Below are 18410 nucleotides of genomic sequence, written 5' to 3' on the forward strand. Positions count from 1 at the left end.
TTCCAGTAGAATGCCGCGAACCTTCAGACCGCTGGCGCCTCTTGATGTCCACCATAGCAGACAACATTCTCGAAGTTAGTTCGCGCATCCATGCCGCGACACTCGCCGCCAATCGCGCCGAAAACTGCGTCCAGCTGTTGGCCGTGAGCAAGACCAAACCCGCGCAAGACCTGCGTGAAGCCTACGCCGCCGGCCTGCGCGATTTTGGCGAGAACTACCTGCAGGAAGCGCTGGGCAAGCAGCTCGAACTGGCCGACCTGCCCTTGATCTGGCACTTCATCGGCCCCATTCAATCGAACAAGACTCGTGCCATCGCCGAGCACTTCGACTGGGTGCATTCCGTGGATCGTCTGAAAATCGCACAACGCCTGTCCGAACAACGTCCCGCCGACTTGCCGCCGCTGAACATCTGCATTCAGGTCAACGTGAGCGGTGAAGCCAGCAAATCCGGTTGCACCCCGGCCGACCTGCCGGCCCTGGCCAACGCGATCAACGCCCTGCCGCGCTTGAAGTTGCGCGGGTTGATGGCGATCCCCGAGCCGACTGAAGATCGCGCCGCCCAGGATGCCGCATTTGCTGCCGTGCAAAGCCTGCAAGCCAGCCTGAACCTGCCGCTCGACACACTTTCCATGGGCATGAGCCACGACCTCGAGTCGGCCATCGCCATGGGCGCCACCTGGGTCCGAATCGGCACCGCCCTGTTCGGCGCTCGCGGCCCTTCACCAATGCACGGCCAGCCATGAACCATGGCCGGCACACTTCTGAACAAGGACCTGACATGAGCAAGACACGTATTGCCTTTATCGGTGCCGGCAACATGGCCGCCAGCCTGATCGGCGGCCTGCGGGCCAAGGGTCTGGAAGCCGCACAGATCCGCGCCAGCGATCCGGGCGAAGAAACCCGCGCACGCGTGAGTGCCGAACACGGTATCGAAACCTTCGCCGACAACGCCCAGGCCATCGATGGCGCCGACGTTGTCGTTCTCGCGGTCAAGCCTCAGGCGATGAAAGCCGTGTGCGAAGCCCTGCGCCCAAGCCTCAAGCCCGATCAACTGGTGGTTTCGATTGCCGCGGGCATCACCTGCGCCAGCATGAACAACTGGCTCGGCGCCCAGCCGATCGTACGCTGCATGCCCAACACCCCGGCGTTGGTGCGTCAGGGCGCGAGCGGTCTGTTCGCGACAGACGAAGTGTCAGCCGAACAGCGTCAGCAGGCCCAGGAACTGCTTTCCGCGGTCGGTATCGCCCTATGGCTGAATGAAGAGCAGCAACTGGACGCCGTCACCGCCGTTTCCGGCTCCGGTCCGGCGTATTTCTTCCTGCTGATCGAAGCCATGACCGCCGCCGGCGTGAAACTCGGCCTGCCAGCGGACATCGCCGCGCAACTGACCTTGCAAACCGCACTGGGCGCCGCACACATGGCGGTCTCCAGCGACGTCGACGCTGCCGAGTTGCGCCGCCGTGTCACCTCGCCTGCAGGCACCACGGAAGCTGCAATCAAGTCGTTCCAGGCCAATGGCTTTGAAGCCCTGGTCGAAAAAGCACTCGGCGCTGCAGCGCATCGCTCGGCCGAGATGGCTGAGCAACTTGGCCGCTAATCAGCTCTTACAAAGGACTCAATAATGCTAGGACTCAACGACGCTGCCGTTTTCATCATTAAAACCCTGGGCAGCCTGTATCTGCTGATCGTGCTAATGCGTTTCATCCTGCAACTGGTTCGGGCGAATTTTTACAATCCGCTCTGCCAGTTCATCGTCAAAGCCACCCAACCGTTGCTCAAGCCGCTGCGCCGGTTCATTCCGAGCATGTTCGGGCTGGACATGTCGTCGCTGGTGCTGGCGCTGATCGTGCAGATGCTGCTGATGGCGGTCATCCTCACGCTCAAAGGTTTCGAGGTTGACTGGCTGCTGTTGGTGCCATGGTCGGTGATCGCCCTGTTCTCGCTGTTTTTGAATGTGCTGTTCTACGCGATGATCATCAGCGTGATCCTGTCCTGGGTTGCTCCGGGCAGCCACAACCCGGGGGCTGAGCTGGTCACGCAGATTACCGAGCCGGTACTCGCCCCGTTCCGCCGCATCATCCCGAACCTGGGCGGCCTCGATATTTCGCCGATCTTCGCGTTCATCGCGCTCCAGTTGCTGCAAAGCTGGCTGATCCCGCGCCTTGCGTACTATGCCTTCATGCCACAGGGCCTGCTCGGCCTGATCTGATGAGCTACTTCCACTGGGACGGTGACGACCTGATTCTGGAGTGTCACCTGCAACCGGCAGCCCGTAGCGATGATTTCTGCGGGCTGCACGGCGATCGCCTGAAGATCCGCCTGACCGCGCCGCCAGTCGAGGGCAAGGCCAACGCACACCTGATGGCCTTTCTGGCCAAGGCCTTTGGCGTATCCAAGAGCCAGGTCAGCCTGATCAGTGGCGAGTTGAACCGGCAGAAACGGGTGCGGATTTGCTCACCGAAGAAGCTGCCGGATTTGCCCGGGCTGGTGCGCCCGGCGGGTTGACCGCGTCATCGTTTTTCGCGAGCAGGCTCGCTCCCACATTGGAATGCATACCCCCTGTGGGAGCGAGCCTGCTCGCGAATGCCGCACCTCCACCTGGCTGGATGAAATCAGGCCCGGCCTTTGCTTGCCGCTAACCCCAGCGGTCTTTAGACTTACGCCTCATTTCAATGAGAGCAGGGTCGATGCCAGCTGCCTTTCCCCCCGATTCTGTTGGTCTGGTGACGCCGCAAGTGGCGCACTTCAGCGAGCCGCTGGCCTTGGCCTGTGGTCGTTCGCTCCCGGCCTATGACCTGATCTACGAAACCTACGGCACGCTGAATGCCACGGCGAGCAACGCCGTGCTGATCTGCCACGCCTTGTCCGGGCACCACCACGCCGCCGGCTATCACAGCCCGGACGACCGCAAACCCGGCTGGTGGGACAGCTGCATCGGCCCCGGCAAGCCAATCGACACCAACAAGTTCTTCGTGGTCAGCCTGAACAACCTCGGCGGCTGCAACGGCTCCACCGGCCCGAGCAGCATCAACCCGGAAACCGGCAAGCCGTTCGGCGCCGACTTCCCGGTCCTGACCGTCGAGGATTGGGTGCACAGCCAGGCGCGCCTGGCAGATCGACTCGGCATCGCCCAGTTCGCGGCCGTGATCGGCGGCAGCCTCGGCGGCATGCAGGCGATGCAATGGAGCATCACCTACCCTGACCGCATCCGCCACTGCCTGGCCATCGCCTCGGCCCCCAAGCTGTCGGCACAGAACATCGCGTTCAACGAAGTGGCGCGCCAGGCAATCCTCACCGACCCTGAGTTCCACGGCGGCTCGTTCCAGGAACACAACGTGATCCCCAAGCGCGGCCTGATGCTGGCGCGGATGGTCGGGCACATCACCTACCTGTCCGACGACTCCATGGGCGAGAAATTCGGCCGCGGGCTCAAGAGCGAGAAGCTCAACTACGACTTCCACAGCGTCGAGTTCCAGGTTGAAAGCTACCTGCGTTATCAGGGCGAAGAGTTCTCCGGGCGCTTCGATGCCAACACCTATCTGTTGATGACCAAAGCACTCGATTACTTCGATCCGGCGGCGAACTTCGACGATAACCTGGCAAAAACCTTTGAAGGTGCCAAGGCCAAGTTCTGCGTGATGTCGTTCACCACCGACTGGCGCTTCTCCCCGGCCCGCTCGCGGGAACTGGTGGATGCACTGATGGCTGCGCGCAAGGACGTCTGCTACCTCGAGATCGACGCACCGCAAGGCCACGACGCCTTCCTGATTCCGATCCCGCGCTATCTGCAGGCATTCGGCAATTACATGAACCGCATTACGTTGTGAGAAAGCCATGAGAGCTGATCTGGAAATCATCCAGGAATGGATCCCCGCCGGCAGCCGCGTGCTCGACCTCGGGTGCGGCGATGGCGAACTGCTGACCTGGCTGCGCGATAACAAGCAGGTCACCGGTTACGGCCTGGAAAACGATGCCGACAACATCGCCGAGTGCGTGGCCAAGGGCATCAACGTCATCGAACAGGACCTGGACAAGGGCCTGGGCAACTTTGCCAGCAACAGTTTCGACATCGTGGTCATGACCCAGGCGCTGCAAGCGGTGCACTACCCGGACAGGATCCTCGAAGAAATGCTGCGCGTCGGTCGCCAGTGCATCATCACCTTCCCCAACTTCGGTCACTGGCGCTGCCGCTGGTACCTGGCGAGCAAGGGCCGGATGCCGGTTTCCGAGTTCCTGCCGTACACCTGGTACAACACGCCCAACATTCACTTCTGCACCTTCGCGGACTTTGAAGCCTTGTGTCGCGAACGTGAAGCGAAGGTCATTGATCGGCTTGCCGTGGATCAACAGCATCGGCACGGGTGGGCCAGTAAGCTATGGCCTAATCTGTTAGGTGAGATCGGAATCTACCGCGTCAGCAGCCCGGGACTTTCCGACCACAAGGTCGCGGTCTGATCCACCCCATTTCAAGGAGAACGATCATGGGTCGTCTAGCGTTATTTCTACTCACTGCCTGCCTGAGCGTTACCGCCATGGCCGCCGACGTCATCAAGGGCGAGCGCAAGGAAACCTTCGGTGACGTGACGGTGCATTACAACACCTTCAATTCCACCTACCTGACTCCGGACATTGCCAAGTCCGCCGAACTGATCCGCAGCAAGAACCAGGGCGTGATCAACATTGCGGTACTCAAGGAAGGCAAACCACTGATGGCCCAGGTGAGCGGTTCGGTCAAAGACCTGACCAGCCAAGCCGTGCCACTGCAATTCAAACAGATCACCGAACAAGGCGCGATCTACTACATTGCACAGTATCCGGTGGATCAGCAGGAAGTCCGCACCTTCGATATCAAGGTGCAGACCGGCGACAAAACCAACACCATCAGTTTCCAACAAGAGCTTTTCCCCGGCCAATGATGAATTTCACCCAACTCGTACTGGCCAGCCATAACGCCGGCAAACTCAAGGAACTCCAGGCCATGCTCGGCGAGTCGGTGCAACTGCGCTCGATCGGCGAGTTCAGCAGCGTCGAGCCTGAAGAAACCGGTCTGTCGTTCGTCGAGAACGCCATCCTCAAGGCCCGCAATGCCGCACGCATTTCCGGCCTGCCGGCGCTGGCCGACGATTCGGGGCTGGCGGTGGATTTCCTTGGCGGTGCGCCAGGTATCTACTCGGCGCGTTATGCCGATGGCAAGGGCGATGCGGCGAACAACGCCAAGCTGCTCGACGTGTTGAAAGACGTACCTGAAGCCGAACGTAGTGCGCAGTTCGTCTGCGTGCTGGCACTGGTGCGCCACGCCGATGATCCATTGCCGATCCTCTGCGAAGGTTTGTGGCACGGACGCATCCTGACCCAGGCCAGCGGCGAACACGGTTTCGGCTACGACCCGCTGTTCTGGGTGCCGGAGCGCGATTGCTCCAGCGCGGAGTTGAGCCCGAGCGACAAGAACCAGATCAGCCACCGCGCCCGTGCAATGGATCTGCTGCGCCAGCGTCTGGGATTGAAATGACCTCTGAATCATCCGCGTCGCCGCTGATTTTCGGCGGCGATGCGCAATCGCCCCGGGCGGCCTTGCCTGTACTGCCGCCCCTGGCGCTGTACATCCACATCCCGTGGTGCGTACGCAAATGCCCTTATTGCGACTTCAACTCCCACACCGCCAGCCCTGTGCTGCCGGAAGAAGAGTATGTCGACGCCTTGCTCGCCGATCTCGATCAGGACCTGCACGCCGTCCATGGTCGTGAGCTGAGTTCGATCTTCTTCGGTGGCGGCACGCCAAGCCTGTTCAGCGCCGAGTCTCTGGGCCGATTGCTCAAGGGTGTTGAGCAACGCATCCCCTTTGCCAGCGACATCGAAATCACCCTGGAAGCCAATCCGGGGACGTTCGAGCAAGACAAGTTCGTGGCGTACCGGAAACTGGGGATCAATCGCCTGTCGATCGGCATCCAGAGCTTTCAGCAAGAAAAGCTCGAGGCCCTGGGACGGATTCACAACGGTGACGAAGCGGTACGCGCTGCCGGCATGGCGCGGCAGGCCGGGTTCGACAACTTCAACCTGGACTTGATGCATGGCTTGCCGAATCAGTCCCTGGACGATGCCTTGGCCGACCTGCGCACAGCCATCGCTCTGAAACCGACACACCTGTCGTGGTATCAACTGACCCTGGAACCGAACACGGTGTTCTGGAACCAGCCGCCGACGCTGCCGGAAGACGACACGCTGTGGGACATCCAGGAAGCCGGACAGGCGCTGCTGGCCGAACACGGTTACGCACAATACGAAGTCTCGGCCTATGCCCTGCCCGGTCGACCGGCGCGACACAACCTCAATTACTGGAGTTTTGGCGACTTCATCGGCATCGGTGCTGGCGCCCACGGCAAGCTCAGCCACCCGGACGGGCGCATCATCCGTACCTGGAAGACCCGCCTGCCGAAGGATTACCTGAATCCGGCGAAAAGCTTCAAGGCCGGCGAGAAAACGCTGAGCAATGAAGAGATGCCGTTCGAGTTCCTGATGAACGCCCTGCGTCTGACCGAGGGTGTCGAATCGCGACTGTACCCGGAACGCACGGGCATGACGCTGGACAGCTTGGCCGAAGGTCGCCGCGACGCAGAACAAAGCGGCCTGTTACAGGTCGAACCGTCACGTCTGGTGGCCACCGAGCGCGGACAGCTCTTCCTCAACGACTTGCTGCAAAAATTTCTGACATAAGGAAATCGAATGGATCTGATACTCGACCTGCTGGCCACAGTATCCCGCTGGAGCCGCAGCAACCTCTCGGAAATCGCCCTGGCCCTGGTGGGCTGCCTGCTGGTGCTGTTCGGTGCGGATTTCAAAGGCTGGGTCGAGCAGCGCCTGGGCAGCATCGCCGGCGCCTTGCGCGTACCACTGATGTCCCTGCTGTGCATGATCGGCAGTGGCGCGGCGCTGATCTACGCCACGCCATGGGTCGTGCGCGGCTTGAGTCAGTTCAACAACTACAGCCTGGCGCCGGTACTGCTGGTGGTGCTGGTGCTGATCGGCGTGGTCGCCGATCGCCGCTGAATTTTTGACCAACACGAAACCACTGTAGGAGCGAGCCTGCTCGCGATGGTCGTGAACGATGACGCAGGGATTCTGAATGCCCGCGTCGCTCTCGGATTCATCGCGAGCAGGCTCGCTCCTACAGTTTGGATTGCGTGAAGTTTAGGACTGCTTCTCGAACTTCAGATCCCACACGCCATGCCCAAGACGTTCGCCACGGCGTTCGAACTTGGTGATCGGGCGCTCGGCCGGGCGTGACACGCACTTGCCGTCTTCGGCCAGGTTGCGGTAACCCGGCGCGACATTCATCACTTCCAGCATGTACTCGGCGTACGGTTCCCAGTCGGTGGCCATGTGCAGAATGCCGCCGACCTTCAATTTGCTGCGCACCAGTTCAGCGAAGGACGCCTGAACGATACGGCGCTTGTGGTGGCGGCTCTTGTGCCACGGGTCCGGGAAAAACAGCATCAGGCGATCGAGGCTGTTATCGGCCACGCAGCGGTTGAGCACTTCGATGGCGTCGCAATCGTAGACCCGCAGGTTGGTCAAACCCTGGGTCAGCACGCCATTGAGCAGCGCCCCGACACCCGGACGGTGAACCTCGACGCCGATGAAATCCTGATCCGGAGCCGCCGCTGCCATTTCCAGCAGCGAATGGCCCATGCCGAAACCGATTTCCAGCGAGCGTGGTGCCGAGCGACCGAACACCTGGTCAAAATCCACCGGCGCGTCGGCCAGCGGCAGCACGAACAGTGGCGCGCCCTGCTCCAGGCCGCGTTGCTGGCCTTCGGTCATGCGCCCGGCGCGCATCACGAAACTCTTGATACGGCGGTGTTGGCGCTCGTCGCCTTCTTCCGTCTGGATAGGCGTGTCGTTCGATTCAGTCATCAATGGCTCTTACTTGATCAGACCATCCAGCGGCGAAGAGGCGCTGGCATAGAGTTTTTTCGGCATGCGGCCGGCGAGGTAGGCCAGGCGGCCTGCGACGATCGCATGTTTCATGGCTTCAGCCATCATGACCGGCTGCTGGGCGTGGGCGATGGCCGAGTTCATCAGCACCGCATCACAACCCAGCTCCATGGCGATGGTGGCGTCGGAAGCGGTACCGACACCGGCATCCACCAGCACCGGGATTTTCGCTTCTTCGAGGATGATCTGCAGGTTGTACGGGTTGCAGATCCCCAGGCCCGAACCGATCAGACCGGCCAGCGGCATGACCGCGATGCAGCCGATTTCCGCCAGTTGCCGGGCAATGATCGGATCGTCACTGGTGTAGACCATCACGTCGAAGCCTTCCTTGACCAGCGTTTCAGCGGCCTTGAGGGTTTCGATCACGTTGGGGAACAGGGTTTTCTGATCTGCCAGCACTTCCAGCTTCACCAGGTTGTGGCCATCGAGCAGCTCACGGGCCAGGCGGCAGGTGCGCACGGCCTCGATAGCGTCGTAGCAACCGGCGGTGTTCGGCAGGAAGGTGTAGCGATCCGGCGACAACACTTCAAGCAGGTTCGGCTCGCCTTCGATCTGCCCGAGGTTGGTGCGGCGCACGGCGAAAGTGACGATTTCGGCACCCGAGGCTTCGATGGCCTGGCGGGTTTCTTCCATGTCACGGTACTTGCCGGTACCAACCAGCAAACGCGACTGGTAAGTACGACCGGCCAGGACGAAAGGCTTGTCGCTACGAACGATGCTCATGGGAAATCCTCTGTAGGGGTGAGGTTCTTGCAGAATTCTGTGGCCACTCGGCCGAGGCTGTTAGCCGCCGCCAATGGCGTGCACGACTTCGACGTTGTCGCCGTCGTTCAACCTGGTGTCTGCGTGCTGGCTGCGCGGGACGATATCCAGATTGAGTTCGACCGCCACCCGGCGTCCGGTCAGGTCCAGACGGGTCAGCAGGGCCGCAACGGTTTCACCGTCGGGCAGTTCAAAGGATTCGCCGTTCAACTGAATGCGCATGCCGGATGCCGCCATCATTTTTTGGGGCAGGCATTCTAGCCCGATCGTGACCTAAAGGTCAGCAATAAGCGTCAAGTGGTCAGCGGCAAGCGCCAGGCGGCGAGGCCCAGGCAGAGCCAGCCCGCGAGGAAGGCCAGGCCGCCAAACGGGGTGACGATGCCAAGCTTGCTGATACCGGTCAGCGTGAGCACGTACAGGCTGCCGGAGAACAGCAGGATGCCAACGGCAAAGGACGCACCGGCCCAGGTGAGCAAGCGGCCGGGAATCTGCGTGGCCAGCAGCGCCACGCCCAGCAGCGCCAAGGTGTGCACCAGCTGATAGGTGACGCCGGTATGAAAAATCGTCAGATATTCAGGGGTCAGACGGCTTTTCAGGCCGTGGGCGGCAAAGGCCCCGAGGCCGACACCGGTGAAGCCGAAAAAAGCGGTCAGCAGCAGAAAGCCACGCAGCATGCAGAACTCCAGTCAGACTCGATCAACAGTGTCTGTATAATGGCCCGCTCAACGGGTTCGGCCAAGCCATCTCTATGCTGCGTATCTATTTTCGTCTTTTCACCAAGGCCGTGCTCTGGTTCATGGGCGGCAGCGTATTGCTGGTGCTGATCTTTCGCGTGGTGCCGCCACCGGGGACGGCGCTGATGGCCGAGCGCAAGATCGAATCCTGGTTCGATGGCGAACCCATTGACCTGCAACGGACCTGGAAACCCTGGGACGAGATCTCCGATGACCTGAAGGTCGCCGTGATTGCCGGGGAAGACCAGAAGTTCTCCGAGCACTGGGGCTTCGATATCGGCGCAATTCAGGCAGCGTTTGCCCATAACGAACGCGGCGGTTCGATCCGTGGCGCCAGCACCCTGAGCCAGCAAGTCTCGAAAAACCTGTTCCTGTGGTCCGGTCGCAGCTGGCTGCGCAAAGGCCTGGAGGCCTGGTTTACCGCGTTGATTGAAGTGCTCTGGCCCAAGCAGCGAATTCTTGAGGTGTACCTCAACAGTGTCGAGTGGGATGAAGGAGTGTTTGGTGCTGAGGCAGCAGCCCGGCATCACTTTGGCGTGAGCGCCAAAGGTCTCAGCCGCCAGCAGTCGAGCCTGCTGGCTGCCGTGTTGCCCAACCCGCGTGTCTGGAGCGCCAGCCATCCGACCTCTTACGTCGCACGGCGTGCAGGCTGGATACGACGGCAGATGAGTCAGCTCGGTGGTGAAAGCTATCTGGCAGGGCTCAACGATTCGCGCCGGGCGCCGTGGTCTCAATAAACGATCACGATTTTTCCGGACACTGAATACCCTTGTGGGAGCGAGCCTGCTCGCGAAAGCGGTTGATCATTCAACATTTATACTGGCTGGCCTGGCCCTTTCGCGAGCAGGCTCGCTTGTATGTTTAGACTTGAAGGGGTGGGCGGGCTCATTGGCACAAACAAAAACGCCCCGATCAATGATCGGGGCGTTTTTTTATTGCCTGCTCGCCGGTTACGCGGCAATCGACAACTTGAGCTTGTTCATTGCGCTCTTCTCGAGTTGGCGAATACGCTCGGCCGACACGTTGTACTTCTGCGCCAGGTCGTGCAGCGTGGCTTTTTCTTCCGCCAGCCAGCGCTGGTAGAGGATGTCACGGCTGCGGTCGTCCAGCACTTCCAGCGCTTCGTGCAGGTTGTGGTTGGAGTTGTCACTCCAGTCGGCGTCCTCCAGTTGACGCGCCGGGTCGTACCGGTGGTCTTCCAGATAGTTGGCCGGCGACTGGAATGCACTGTCGTCGTCCGCTTCGGCAGCCGGGTCGAAGGCCATGTCATGGCCAGTCAGGCGACTTTCCATCTCGCGCACTTCCCGAGGCTCTACACCCAGGCTTTCCGCTACCCGATGAACTTCCTCGTTATTCAACCAGGCCAGACGTTTCTTCTGGCTGCGCAGATTGAAGAACAGCTTGCGCTGGGCCTTGGTGGTCGCGACTTTCACGATGCGCCAGTTGCGCAGGATGAACTCGTGGATTTCCGCCTTGATCCAGTGCACGGCAAAAGACACCAGGCGCACGCCCATTTCCGGGTTGAAGCGCTTCACGGCCTTCATCAGGCCGACGTTGCCTTCCTGGATCAGGTCAGCCTGAGCCAGGCCGTAGCCGGAATAGCTACGGGCGATATGTACGACAAAACGCAGGTGGGCGAGCACCATCTGCCGAGCCGCCCCCAAATCCTGCTCATAATAGAGACTCTCGGCCAGTTCACGCTCCTGCTCCGGCGACAGCAATGGAATGCTGTTGACGGTGTGCACATAGGCCTCCAGGTTCGCACCCGGGACCAGAGCATATGCAGGTTGCAAAGAATTGGTCATACGAAAAAACCTCCGACTTACAAACTCGTGCAGTTCAGCACTGCGAAAATTGACCGGAAACTGAAAGACAAGTTCCCTAAAACCCATAAACGCTGAAAGGTCAATACGAGCAAAATGATACTACTTAGGCGCAAGCTCCCTCAGGTGGCGTGCGACTGCAATCCATGCACCGATATACCCCAACAGCACTGCGCCAAGCAAGAGAGACAGACCGTCGGCAACTGGCACTCCAGCCAGCGCAAAGTCGCTGCCGTACAAACCGGCCAGCCCTACCACCGCATCGTTCAGCCAATCCAGGCCAAACGCGAGCACGCCCCAAGACAGAATCCCCGCACCGAAGCCGTACAGCGCACCCATATATAGAAAGGGCCTGCGTACATAGCTGTCAGTGCCGCCGACCAGTTTAATCACTTCTATCTCTGTGCGGCGGTTTTCAATATGAAGACGAATGGTATTGCCTATCACCAAAAGTAATGCAGAAACCAGAAGCACGGTCAGACCGAAGACAAAACGGTCGCCCAGCTTGAGGATGGCGGCCAGACGCTCGACCCAGACTAAATCAAGTTGCGCCTGCTGTACCTTCGGCAACTCGGAAAGTTTTTGTCTTAATGCTTCAAGGGCCGGCTTGTCGACTTCGGTCGGCGTTACCAACACCACGCCCGGCAACGGGTTCTCCGGCAGTTCCTTGAGCGCCTCGCCCAGGCCGGACTGCTGCTGGAACTCTTCCAGCGCCTGCTCCCGACCAACATATTCGGCCTCGGCGACACCAGGCATGCCCTTGATCTGCTCGCGCAACGCTTCGCCTTGCGCCGGGCTCGCCTCGATTTCCAGATACAGGGAAATCTGCGCCGCGCGCTGCCAGGAACCACCCAGACGCTCGACGTTACTTAGCAAAAGTGACAGGCCCATGGGCAAACTCAGGGCCACCGCCATCACCATGCAGGTGAAAAAACTGCCGATGGGTTGTTTGCCCAAGCGCCGCAGACTATCCACCAGGCTCGCGCGGTGGCTTTCGATCCAGGCACGGAACAACGTGGCGAAGTCCGGCCCGTCGTCATCGTCGTGTTTTTTCTTTTGCGGCTGCGGGTCGGCGGCTTTCGGGGCCACGCGCTCGGAAACCTTGGGGCTACGTGTTGCACTCATACGGCAGCCTCCCCGTCGCCGATCAGTCGGCCGCGTTGCAGGGTCAGCATGCGGTGACGCATGCGGGCGATCAGGGCCAGGTCGTGACTGGCGATCAGCACGCTGGTACCCAGACGGTTGATGTCTTCGAACACACCCATGATTTCGGCGGCCAGACGCGGGTCGAGGTTACCGGTCGGTTCGTCCGCCAGCAGCAAGGCCGGACGGTGGACGATGGCGCGGGCGATGCCGACGCGCTGTTGCTGACCGGTGGACAGGTCGCCCGGGTACAGATCGGTTTTATCCGACAGCGCCACGCGTTCCAGTGCCGAGTCCACGCGCTTGGCGATCTCTGCCTTGGACAGGCCCAGGATCTGCAAAGGCAACGCGACGTTATTGAACACCGTGCGATCGAACAGCAACTGGTGATTCTGGAACACCACGCCAATCTGCCGACGCAGGAAAGGTATCTGCGCGTTGCTGATGGTGCTCAGGTCTTGCCCGGCGAGCAGCAACTTGCCGCTGGTCGGACGCTCCATCGCCAACAACAGGCGCAACAGGGTGGATTTACCGGCACCGGAATGGCCGGTGACAAACAGAAACTCGCCACGACGGACTCGAAAGCTCAGCTCATGCAAGCCGACGTGACCGTTCGGGTAGCGTTTACCGACCTGTTCGAAACGAATCATGAACGCTCCCGCTCGGCAAAGAGTGCCTGGACAAAGGGTTCTGCTTCAAAGGTACGCAAATCGTCGATGCCTTCGCCGACGCCGATGTAGCGGATCGGCAGGCCGAATTGCTTGGCCAGGGCGAAAATCACCCCGCCTTTTGCGGTGCCGTCGAGCTTGGTCAGCGCCAGGCCAGTCAGTTCGACGGTCTGGTTGAATTGCTTGGCCTGGTTGATGGCGTTCTGGCCGGTGCCGGCGTCGAGCACCAGCAGCACTTCGTGCGGTGCATCGGCATCGAGCTTGCCGATCACTCGGCGAACTTTTTTCAACTCTTCCATCAGATTGTCTTTGGTGTGCAGGCGGCCGGCGGTGTCGGCGATCAGCACATCGATACCACGAGCCTTGGCGGCCTGCACGGCGTCGAAGATCACCGAAGCCGAGTCAGCGCCGGTGTGCTGCGCGATCACCGGGATCTTGTTGCGCTCACCCCAGACCTGCAACTGCTCAACCGCCGCCGCGCGGAAGGTATCGCCCGCCGCCAGCATGACTTTCTTGCCTTCCAGCTGCAGTTTCTTCGCCAGTTTGCCGATTGTGGTGGTCTTGCCGGCACCGTTGACACCGACGACCAGAATCACGAACGGCTTGTTCTGCGAGGTGATTTTCAGCGGCTGCTCGACAGGCTTGAGCATGGCGGCCAGCTCGGCTTGCAAGGATTTGTACAGGGCATCGGCGTCGGCCAGCTCTTTGCGCGCGACCTTCTGCGTCAAGCGCTGAATGATCACCGACGTGGCCTCTACGCCGACATCGGCGGTCAGCAAGCGCGTCTCGAGATCTTCAAGGAGCTCGTCATCGATGACCTTCTTGCCCAGAAACAGGCTGGCCATGCCTTCGCCAATACTGGCGCTGGTCTTGGACAGGCCCTGCTTGAGGCGGGCAAAGAAACCGGCCTTGGTTTCTTCGGTGCGTGCCGGCGCGGCCGGGGTTTCAACCGGAGCGGGGACGGAAGAAACTGCTGCAACAACCGGGACTACCGGGGCTACGACGGGCGGGGCAACCGGCTCGGTTACAACCGGTGCAGGTGCAGGCTCAGCCACAACGACAGGTGCCACCACCGGCTCGACCACAGGCGCATGGACCGGTGCCGGCGTGAACGCTGGCGGGGCAGGAATCGGCGGGGTCACATGGGGCGCCAGGTCATTCTCGACCAGCGCCACCGCCTCTTCCGCCACGGGCAAGGTCAGCCATGGTTCGGTAGCGGTGGTCAGCGGCTGCCCGATGATTTCGCGGACAGGCTCAGCCTGCGGTTGCAGTACTGGCTCTGCAGTCGGCAGGACCACAGGCGCGGGCGCTTGTTCTATTACCGGAGCCGCGACAGGCGCTGGCTCAGGAACGGGTTGTGGCTGTTCGACGGCGGGTTCCTGCGGCTTTTTGCGCAGCCATCCGAACAGGCTTTTCTTCTCGCCAGCCGCAGCTGGGGTCTTCTTGTCGTCGTTGGAACCAAACATGGAGGACGGCTATCTCACGGTAGCGACGCGCCAATGGCGCCCCGGCAATTAAATATTCGATGCAGAACAGACTGCGATTGACCCAGCTTGTTCACGCGCAACATTTTGTCGAGGTGCTCATCGGCGCCTCAAGAAATCGATTTCTCATAGGACTAAAGCAGCAAAATCGGCGAAAAAGCAGAGTTTAGTTGATAAATATCCACCTTCCGTCGCAAACCCATACAACCTGATCAAGCATAAAGGCCTGATAGGCGTGGCCGCCGCTAAAACGGATCAGTATCCTAGCACCCTCTCGCCCGCTGACGCTAAGAACAAGCGGGCAGCCCCAAAGGTTTGAAAACGAATGAATGCTCTTGCCCGCCGCGCCGCTGGCCTGCTGCTCAGCACAGTTTGCCTGCCCCTTTCGGCCTTGGCTGCCGACCCGCAACCCACCCACGAATTCACCCTCGACAATGGCCTGAAGGTGGTCGTGCGTGAAGACCACCGTGCACCCGTGGTGGTTTCCCAAGTCTGGTACAAGGTCGGCTCCAGCTACGAGACACCGGGCAATACCGGCCTGTCCCACGCTCTGGAACACATGATGTTCAAGGGCAGCGAGAAAGTCGGCCCCGGCGAAGCCTCGCTGATCCTGCGCGACCTCGGCGCCGAAGAAAATGCATTCACCAGCGACGACTACACCGCGTACTACCAGGTGCTGGCCCGGGATCGCCTGGGCGTAGCCTTCGAGCTGGAAGCCGACCGCATGGCCAGCCTGCGCCTGCCGGCCGACGAGTTCGCCAAGGAAATCGAGGTCATCAAGGAAGAGCGCCGCCTGCGCACAGACGACAAGCCGATGTCCAAGGCCTACGAACGTTTCAAGGCCATGGCCTACCCGGCCAGCGGCTATCACACACCGACCATCGGCTGGATGGCCGACCTTGAGCGCATGAACGTCGAGGAACTGCGCCACTGGTACCAGACCTGGTACGTGCCGAACAACGCCACGCTGGTGGTGGTCGGCGACGTGACGCCCGACGAAGTCAAGGCCTTGGCCCAGCGCTATTTCGGCCCGATTGCCAAGCGTGATGTGCCGGCCGCGAAAAAGCCGCTGGAACTGGCCGAACCCGGCGAGCGCCAGATCACCCTGCACGTGCAGACCCAACTGCCAAGCCTGATGCTGGCCTTCAACGTGCCGAGCATTGCCACCACCGATGACAGACGCCTGGTCAATGCCCTGCGCCTGATCTCGGCGCTGCTCGATGGCGGCTACAGCGGGCGCATCCCGGCGCAGCTGGAGCGCGGAGAAGAACTGGTGTCCGGCGGCTCGTCGAGTTACGACGCCTATACCCGTGGCGACAGCCTCTTCACCCTGTCGGCATCACCAAACTCACAGAAGCACAAAACCATCGCCCAGGCGCAAGCCGGCTTGTGGAAGCTGCTCGAGCAACTGAAAACCACGGCGCCTACCGCCGAAGAGCTGGAACGCGTACGCGCACAGGTCATTGCCGGCCTGGTCTACGAACGCGACTCGATCACCAGCCAGGCCACCGCCATCGGCCAACTGGAAGCCGTCGGCCTGTCATGGAAGCTGATGGACACTGAGCTGGCCGACCTGGAAAGCGTGACACCGCAAGACATCCAGAAAGCCGCCAAGCTGTATTTCACCCGCGAACGTCTCAGCGTCGCCCATGTACTGCCTCTGGAGACGACTCATGAGTGAGCGTAAATCCTCCCGCCTGGCCCTGATCGGCCTGGTCGCCGTTATCGTTATCGGTTCCGTTGCGTTCTATTTGTCACGCCCTGGCCAAACCAGTGCCAGCGAAGCCCTGGACAAGGCCAAGGCCAGCCAGAAACTGCAATCGCTGACCGAACTCAACGGCAAGGCACCGGACCACCGCAAGCTCGACGTGCAGACCTGGAACACCGCTGAAGGCACCAGGGTGCTGTTTGTCGAAGCCCACGAGCTGCCGATGTTCGACATGCGCCTGATCTTCGCCGCCGGCAGTAGCCAGGACGGCGATACGGCGGGCCTGGCGCTGTTGACCAACGCCATGCTCAACGAAGGCGTGGCCGGCAAAGACGTCGGTGCCATTGCCCAGGGTTTCGAAGGCCTTGGCGCCGATTTCGGCAACGGTGCCTATAAGGACATGGCCATCGCTTCACTGCGCAGCCTGAGCGCCAGGGACAAGCGCGAGCCGGCCCTGAAGCTGTTCGCCGAAGTCATCGGCAAGCCGACTTTCCCTGCCGATTCGCTGACCCGCATCAAGAACCAGATGCTCGCCGGTTTCGAATACCAGAAACAGAACCCCGGCAAACTGGCCAGCCTGGAACTGATGAACCGCTTGTACGGTAATCACCCGTACGCGCATTCCAGCGACGGCACGGCGAAATCCGTACCGACGATTACCCTGGCCCAACTGCGTGCCTTCCACGAAAAAGCCTATGCAGCGGGTAACGTGGTGATCGCGCTGGTCGGTGACCTGTCCCGCACAGAAGCCGAGGCGATTGCCGCACAGGTTTCCAGCGCCCTGCCCAAAGGCCCGGCCTTGCCGAAAATCGCGCAGCCTGTCGAACCCAAGGCTGGCGTCAACCATATCGAGTTCCCATCCAAGCAGACCAACCTGATGCTCGCGCAACTGGGCATCGACCGCGACGACCCGGACTACGCGGCATTGTCCATGGGTAACCAGATTCTCGGTGGCGGCGGCTTCGGCACCCGGCTGATGAGCGAAGTACGCGAGAAGCGTGGCCTGACTTACGGCGTGTATTCGGGCTTCACGCCGATGCAGGCACGTGGCCCGTTCATGATCAACCTGCAAACCCGCGCCGAGATGAGCGAAGGCACCCTCAAACTGGTGCAGGATGTGCTGGCCGACTACCTTAAAACCGGCCCGACCGAAAAAGAGCTCGACGACGCCAAGCGCGAACTGGCCGGCAGCTTCCCGCTGTCCACCGCCAGCAACGCCGATATCGTCGGCCAACTGGGCGCCATCGGTTTCTACAACCTGCCGTTGAGCCACCTGGAAGACTTCATGCAACAGTCCCAGGGCTTGACCGTCGAGCAGGTCAAAGCCGCCATGAACAAACACCTGAGCACGGACAAAATGGTCATCGTCAGCGCTGGCCCGACCGTGCCGCAACAGCCGTTACCGGCCCCTACTGATAAACCTTCCGAGCAACCGCTCGGGGTTCCGGAGCATTAATGGCCAGCCCAAAGAAACCCGCAAAAAACGTCCATAACGGCGTGAACCAGCTGCGCATCATCGGCGGCGAATGGCGTAGCCGGAAGCTGAGCTTTCCCGACGCCCCGGGCCTGCGCCCGACGCCGGACCGCGTGCGTGAAACCCTGTTCAACTGGCTCGCGCCGTACGTGCCGGGCGCCAAGGTGCTCGACCCGTTCACCGGTAGCGGCGCGCTGTTCCTCGAAGCCTTGTCTCGTGGTGCGGCCATGGGTCAGGCGCTGGACGCCAGTAGCCTTGCGGTATCGAGCCTGAAGGAACACCTGGGCACGCTGCGCTGCACCAACGGCCAGGTCCAGACCGCCGATGCCCTGCGCTATCTGGAAACCCAGACCGCAACGGCCTACGACCTGGTGTTCCTCGACCCGCCGTTCAACCAGAACCTGTTGCCCGCCGTTTGCAAGCTGCTCGAAGAGCGTCAATGGCTGGCCGAAGATGCCTGGGTGTACACCGAAAGCGAGTCCGCGCCATCAACCCTGGGCCTGCCGCAGAACTGGCGCCTGCACCGGGAGCAGAAATCCGGGCGCGTCTACTACTCGTTGTGGCAGCGCAGCTCTACCCCTTCCGCATAAACAAGTTCGGGTGGGCATTCCCCACCCGATAT

22 protein-coding genes are annotated in these 18410 nt (G+C 61.0%); 14 read left to right on the top strand and 8 right to left on the bottom strand.

Going from position 1 to position 18410, the window contains the following annotated elements; genetic code table 11:
* The first annotated feature begins 44 nt into the window (after window positions 1–44).
* The 10 genes from ACEN8E_RS27835 (at window position 45) to ACEN8E_RS27880 (ending at window position 7044) form a co-directional block, all read left to right on the top strand.
* The gene (locus tag ACEN8E_RS27835) at window positions 45–743 is read left to right on the top strand and encodes a YggS family pyridoxal phosphate-dependent enzyme (RefSeq protein WP_495590617.1); all 699 of its coding nucleotides are present in this window, start codon (window positions 45–47) and stop codon (window positions 741–743) included.
* A 35-nt stretch (window positions 744–778) separates the two neighbouring features.
* On the top strand, window positions 779–1597 hold the full coding sequence (gene proC / locus ACEN8E_RS27840; RefSeq protein WP_495590618.1) for a pyrroline-5-carboxylate reductase: 819 nt from the start codon (window positions 779–781) through the stop codon (window positions 1595–1597).
* A 24-nt stretch (window positions 1598–1621) separates the two neighbouring features.
* Window positions 1622–2209, top strand: coding sequence for a YggT family protein (locus ACEN8E_RS27845; RefSeq protein WP_495590619.1), 588 nt, complete (start codon window positions 1622–1624; stop codon window positions 2207–2209).
* A complete protein-coding gene (locus ACEN8E_RS27850; protein WP_495590620.1) occupies window positions 2209–2505 on the top strand; it encodes a DUF167 domain-containing protein in 297 nt (98 codons plus the stop codon). Before ACEN8E_RS27845 ends, ACEN8E_RS27850 begins: the two co-directional genes overlap by 1 nt.
* 182 nt (window positions 2506–2687) lie before the next feature.
* On the top strand, window positions 2688–3827 hold the full coding sequence (gene metX, locus ACEN8E_RS27855; protein WP_085716370.1) for a homoserine O-succinyltransferase MetX: 1140 nt from the start codon (window positions 2688–2690) through the stop codon (window positions 3825–3827).
* Between the two features lie 7 nt (window positions 3828–3834).
* Window positions 3835–4455 carry a methionine biosynthesis protein MetW gene (metW, locus tag ACEN8E_RS27860; protein ID WP_223456686.1) on the top strand — a complete coding sequence of 207 codons (621 nt, stop codon included), beginning with the start codon at window positions 3835–3837 and terminating at the stop codon, window positions 4453–4455.
* A gap of 26 nt (window positions 4456–4481) precedes the next feature.
* Window positions 4482–4916 carry a DUF4426 domain-containing protein gene (locus tag ACEN8E_RS27865; RefSeq protein WP_495590621.1) on the top strand — a complete coding sequence of 145 codons (435 nt, stop codon included), beginning with the start codon at window positions 4482–4484 and terminating at the stop codon, window positions 4914–4916.
* Window positions 4913–5509, top strand: a complete 597-nt coding sequence (gene rdgB, locus ACEN8E_RS27870) for an RdgB/HAM1 family non-canonical purine NTP pyrophosphatase (protein ID WP_495590622.1) — start codon at window positions 4913–4915, stop codon at window positions 5507–5509. The genes ACEN8E_RS27865 and rdgB overlap by 4 nt, the downstream gene beginning before the upstream one ends.
* Window positions 5506–6711 (top strand): radical SAM family heme chaperone HemW, encoded by a 1206-nt coding sequence (gene hemW / locus ACEN8E_RS27875; RefSeq protein ID WP_495590623.1) that lies wholly within the window; start codon window positions 5506–5508, stop codon window positions 6709–6711. The genes rdgB and hemW overlap by 4 nt, the downstream gene beginning before the upstream one ends.
* A 9-nt stretch (window positions 6712–6720) precedes the next feature.
* Window positions 6721–7044 (top strand): DUF3392 domain-containing protein, encoded by a 324-nt coding sequence (locus tag ACEN8E_RS27880; protein ID WP_008019970.1) that lies wholly within the window; start codon window positions 6721–6723, stop codon window positions 7042–7044.
* Window positions 7045–7185: 141 nt separating this feature from the next.
* Here the strand turns inward: ACEN8E_RS27880 and trmB are convergent, their stop codons facing one another.
* The 4 genes from trmB to ACEN8E_RS27900 all read right to left on the bottom strand — a co-directional run bounded on the left by trmB (window position 7186) and on the right by ACEN8E_RS27900 (window position 9428).
* A complete protein-coding gene (gene trmB / locus ACEN8E_RS27885) occupies window positions 7186–7911 on the bottom strand; it encodes a tRNA (guanosine(46)-N7)-methyltransferase TrmB (RefSeq protein WP_495590624.1) in 726 nt (241 codons plus the stop codon).
* A 9-nt stretch (window positions 7912–7920) separates the two neighbouring features.
* Window positions 7921–8715, bottom strand: a complete 795-nt coding sequence (locus ACEN8E_RS27890; RefSeq protein WP_008019974.1) for a thiazole synthase — start codon at window positions 8713–8715, stop codon at window positions 7921–7923.
* A 60-nt stretch (window positions 8716–8775) separates the two neighbouring features.
* Window positions 8776–8976, bottom strand: coding sequence for a sulfur carrier protein ThiS (thiS, locus tag ACEN8E_RS27895; RefSeq protein WP_162130286.1), 201 nt, complete (start codon window positions 8974–8976; stop codon window positions 8776–8778).
* A gap of 71 nt (window positions 8977–9047) precedes the next feature.
* Window positions 9048–9428 carry a DUF423 domain-containing protein gene (locus ACEN8E_RS27900; RefSeq protein WP_495590625.1) on the bottom strand — a complete coding sequence of 127 codons (381 nt, stop codon included), beginning with the start codon at window positions 9426–9428 and terminating at the stop codon, window positions 9048–9050.
* A gap of 74 nt (window positions 9429–9502) precedes the next feature.
* On the opposite strand from ACEN8E_RS27900, the gene mtgA reads away from it, so the two are divergent.
* Window positions 9503–10225 (top strand): monofunctional biosynthetic peptidoglycan transglycosylase, encoded by a 723-nt coding sequence (gene mtgA / locus ACEN8E_RS27905; RefSeq protein WP_495590626.1) that lies wholly within the window; start codon window positions 9503–9505, stop codon window positions 10223–10225.
* A 213-nt stretch (window positions 10226–10438) separates the two neighbouring features.
* On the opposite strand, the gene rpoH is transcribed toward mtgA, so the two are convergent.
* From rpoH to ftsY, 4 genes are all read right to left on the bottom strand, one after another.
* Entirely contained in the window at window positions 10439–11293 is an 855-nt protein-coding gene (rpoH, locus tag ACEN8E_RS27910) for an RNA polymerase sigma factor RpoH (RefSeq protein WP_007975386.1), read from the bottom strand.
* 120 nt (window positions 11294–11413) lie between these two features.
* Window positions 11414–12436, bottom strand: a complete 1023-nt coding sequence (gene ftsX / locus ACEN8E_RS27915; RefSeq protein WP_429366882.1) for a permease-like cell division protein FtsX — start codon at window positions 12434–12436, stop codon at window positions 11414–11416.
* Window positions 12433–13104: a cell division ATP-binding protein FtsE gene (gene ftsE, locus ACEN8E_RS27920; RefSeq protein WP_007975383.1), complete on the bottom strand. Its 672-nt coding sequence runs from the start codon at window positions 13102–13104 to the stop codon at window positions 12433–12435. The genes ftsX and ftsE overlap by 4 nt, the downstream gene beginning before the upstream one ends.
* On the bottom strand, window positions 13101–14588 hold the full coding sequence (ftsY, locus tag ACEN8E_RS27925; protein ID WP_495590627.1) for a signal recognition particle-docking protein FtsY: 1488 nt from the start codon (window positions 14586–14588) through the stop codon (window positions 13101–13103). The genes ftsE and ftsY overlap by 4 nt, the downstream gene beginning before the upstream one ends.
* 343 nt (window positions 14589–14931) lie before the next feature.
* On the opposite strand from ftsY, the gene ACEN8E_RS27930 reads away from it, so the two are divergent.
* The 3 genes from ACEN8E_RS27930 to rsmD are packed head-to-tail and all read left to right on the top strand — an operon-like array spanning window position 14932 to window position 18378.
* A complete protein-coding gene (locus ACEN8E_RS27930; protein ID WP_495590628.1) occupies window positions 14932–16287 on the top strand; it encodes a M16 family metallopeptidase in 1356 nt (451 codons plus the stop codon).
* Window positions 16280–17770, top strand: coding sequence for a M16 family metallopeptidase (locus tag ACEN8E_RS27935; protein WP_495590629.1), 1491 nt, complete (start codon window positions 16280–16282; stop codon window positions 17768–17770). The genes ACEN8E_RS27930 and ACEN8E_RS27935 overlap by 8 nt, the downstream gene beginning before the upstream one ends.
* A complete protein-coding gene (gene rsmD, locus ACEN8E_RS27940) occupies window positions 17770–18378 on the top strand; it encodes a 16S rRNA (guanine(966)-N(2))-methyltransferase RsmD (RefSeq protein ID WP_495590630.1) in 609 nt (202 codons plus the stop codon). The genes ACEN8E_RS27935 and rsmD overlap by 1 nt, the downstream gene beginning before the upstream one ends.
* The last annotated feature ends 32 nt before the right edge of the window (window positions 18379–18410 follow it).

The sequence above is a fragment of the Pseudomonas sp. Pseusp9 genome (genome assembly GCF_059491265.1).

What these genes read in the sequence shown, in the direction of transcription:
- ACEN8E_RS27835 (WP_495590617.1), top strand. Translation starts at nt 45, where the DNA reads ATGTCCACCATAGCAGACAACATTCTCGAAGTTAGTTCGCGCATCCAT.
- proC (WP_495590618.1), top strand. Translation starts at nt 779, where the DNA reads ATGAGCAAGACACGTATTGCCTTTATCGGTGCCGGCAACATGGCCGCC.
- ACEN8E_RS27845 (WP_495590619.1), top strand. Translation starts at nt 1,622, where the DNA reads ATGCTAGGACTCAACGACGCTGCCGTTTTCATCATTAAAACCCTGGGC.
- ACEN8E_RS27850 (WP_495590620.1), top strand. Translation starts at nt 2,209, where the DNA reads ATGAGCTACTTCCACTGGGACGGTGACGACCTGATTCTGGAGTGTCAC.
- metX (WP_085716370.1), top strand. Translation starts at nt 2,688, where the DNA reads ATGCCAGCTGCCTTTCCCCCCGATTCTGTTGGTCTGGTGACGCCGCAA.
- metW (WP_223456686.1), top strand. Translation starts at nt 3,835, where the DNA reads ATGAGAGCTGATCTGGAAATCATCCAGGAATGGATCCCCGCCGGCAGC.
- ACEN8E_RS27865 (WP_495590621.1), top strand. Translation starts at nt 4,482, where the DNA reads ATGGGTCGTCTAGCGTTATTTCTACTCACTGCCTGCCTGAGCGTTACC.
- rdgB (WP_495590622.1), top strand. Translation starts at nt 4,913, where the DNA reads ATGATGAATTTCACCCAACTCGTACTGGCCAGCCATAACGCCGGCAAA.
- hemW (WP_495590623.1), top strand. Translation starts at nt 5,506, where the DNA reads ATGACCTCTGAATCATCCGCGTCGCCGCTGATTTTCGGCGGCGATGCG.
- ACEN8E_RS27880 (WP_008019970.1), top strand. Translation starts at nt 6,721, where the DNA reads ATGGATCTGATACTCGACCTGCTGGCCACAGTATCCCGCTGGAGCCGC.
- trmB (WP_495590624.1), bottom strand. Translation starts at nt 7,911, where the DNA reads ATGACTGAATCGAACGACACGCCTATCCAGACGGAAGAAGGCGACGAG.
- ACEN8E_RS27890 (WP_008019974.1), bottom strand. Translation starts at nt 8,715, where the DNA reads ATGAGCATCGTTCGTAGCGACAAGCCTTTCGTCCTGGCCGGTCGTACT.
- thiS (WP_162130286.1), bottom strand. Translation starts at nt 8,976, where the DNA reads ATGCGCATTCAGTTGAACGGCGAATCCTTTGAACTGCCCGACGGTGAA.
- ACEN8E_RS27900 (WP_495590625.1), bottom strand. Translation starts at nt 9,428, where the DNA reads ATGCTGCGTGGCTTTCTGCTGCTGACCGCTTTTTTCGGCTTCACCGGT.
- mtgA (WP_495590626.1), top strand. Translation starts at nt 9,503, where the DNA reads ATGCTGCGTATCTATTTTCGTCTTTTCACCAAGGCCGTGCTCTGGTTC.
- rpoH (WP_007975386.1), bottom strand. Translation starts at nt 11,293, where the DNA reads ATGACCAATTCTTTGCAACCTGCATATGCTCTGGTCCCGGGTGCGAAC.
- ftsX (WP_429366882.1), bottom strand. Translation starts at nt 12,436, where the DNA reads ATGAGTGCAACACGTAGCCCCAAGGTTTCCGAGCGCGTGGCCCCGAAA.
- ftsE (WP_007975383.1), bottom strand. Translation starts at nt 13,104, where the DNA reads ATGATTCGTTTCGAACAGGTCGGTAAACGCTACCCGAACGGTCACGTC.
- ftsY (WP_495590627.1), bottom strand. Translation starts at nt 14,588, where the DNA reads ATGTTTGGTTCCAACGACGACAAGAAGACCCCAGCTGCGGCTGGCGAG.
- ACEN8E_RS27930 (WP_495590628.1), top strand. Translation starts at nt 14,932, where the DNA reads ATGAATGCTCTTGCCCGCCGCGCCGCTGGCCTGCTGCTCAGCACAGTT.
- ACEN8E_RS27935 (WP_495590629.1), top strand. Translation starts at nt 16,280, where the DNA reads ATGAGTGAGCGTAAATCCTCCCGCCTGGCCCTGATCGGCCTGGTCGCC.
- rsmD (WP_495590630.1), top strand. Translation starts at nt 17,770, where the DNA reads ATGGCCAGCCCAAAGAAACCCGCAAAAAACGTCCATAACGGCGTGAAC.